Origin of the sequence: Corynebacterium sp. AOP36-E1-14 (assembly GCF_052377495.1) — a bacterium.
Taxonomy (GTDB): domain Bacteria; phylum Actinomycetota; class Actinomycetes; order Mycobacteriales; family Mycobacteriaceae; genus Corynebacterium.
Genome location: NZ_JBQSWV010000072.1, coordinates 1 through 943 on the forward strand (window position 1 = coordinate 1; position 943 = coordinate 943).

The 943-nt window shown below is 63.5% G+C and carries 1 protein-coding gene; it reads right to left on the minus strand.

All coding sequences use genetic code 11. The annotated features are described in order from the left end of the window. Positions 1–943: ISL3 family transposase (locus ACT3TD_RS14775; RefSeq protein WP_444615241.1), on the minus strand; the 943-nt coding region annotated here is incomplete at both ends.

Consider the following 943-nt stretch of genomic DNA (forward strand, 5'->3'; position numbering starts at 1 on the left):
GTCGAAATACGCCAGGATATCGGCCCGGCGCCGCCACAACGTGCGCCCGAACTGCGCCAACTCCTCCAAGCCCTTCGGGAGTCCTTTACGCAGCGTGTCGATCAATCCGGCCATCAACTTCTTGCCCTGTGACTTGTCCGGATGGCCGTACGCGGCGATGAGATCCTGGTAGAAACCCCAGGTGACCTGCAAAGCGACGTAGTCATCGTCGGTGGCCCACAGCAGGTCCAGCCGTTGTTTCTGCCGGTCGGTGAGATAGTTCGTCCTGGTCATCAGGTGACGGCGGTGCTTGTAGAGCGGGTCATCTTTGCGTCCGCGCCGACCGGTCGTCTCTCGTTGCAGGCGCTGACTGCATCCGGTGAGTTTCTCGGCGGCCAGGTGCACCACATGGAACGGGTCCATCACCTTCGTCGCCGCTGGTAAGGCGTGGTCCACGGCGGTGGCGTAGCCGGCGAAGCCGTCCATCGTGACGACTTCTACTTGCTCGCGGAAACCAGGGTCACGCTCGTTGAGCCAGGTTCGTAGCACCTCGGCACTGCGCCCGGGTCGCATGTCGATCAACCGCGCTGGCCCGCGCCCGTCGACCAGCGGGGTCAGATCCACCAGCACCGTGACCATCGAGGAGGGCTCGCCGGGACGGCGGGTGTGTTTCCACACGTGCTCATCGACACCTAGTATCCGCACGTCAGCGAGGTGATCGCCGGAGTCGTAGACAAGGTTGCGGCACGCCTGAACCGCGATCTTGTTGACCAGCTGCCACCCGACACCTAGGGCCTTCGCTGTCGCCGAGACACTCATGCGGTCGATGGCGAGGCGTTGCAGGATCCAGCGAGTCACACGGTGGGTCAGTTTCGCCCCGTCGTCAGCACAAGCCAGTGAAGCTTGGAAGATTCTCCGGCTGCAGGCATCGTTGGTGCAGGTGAACCGCGGGACACGGACGTGG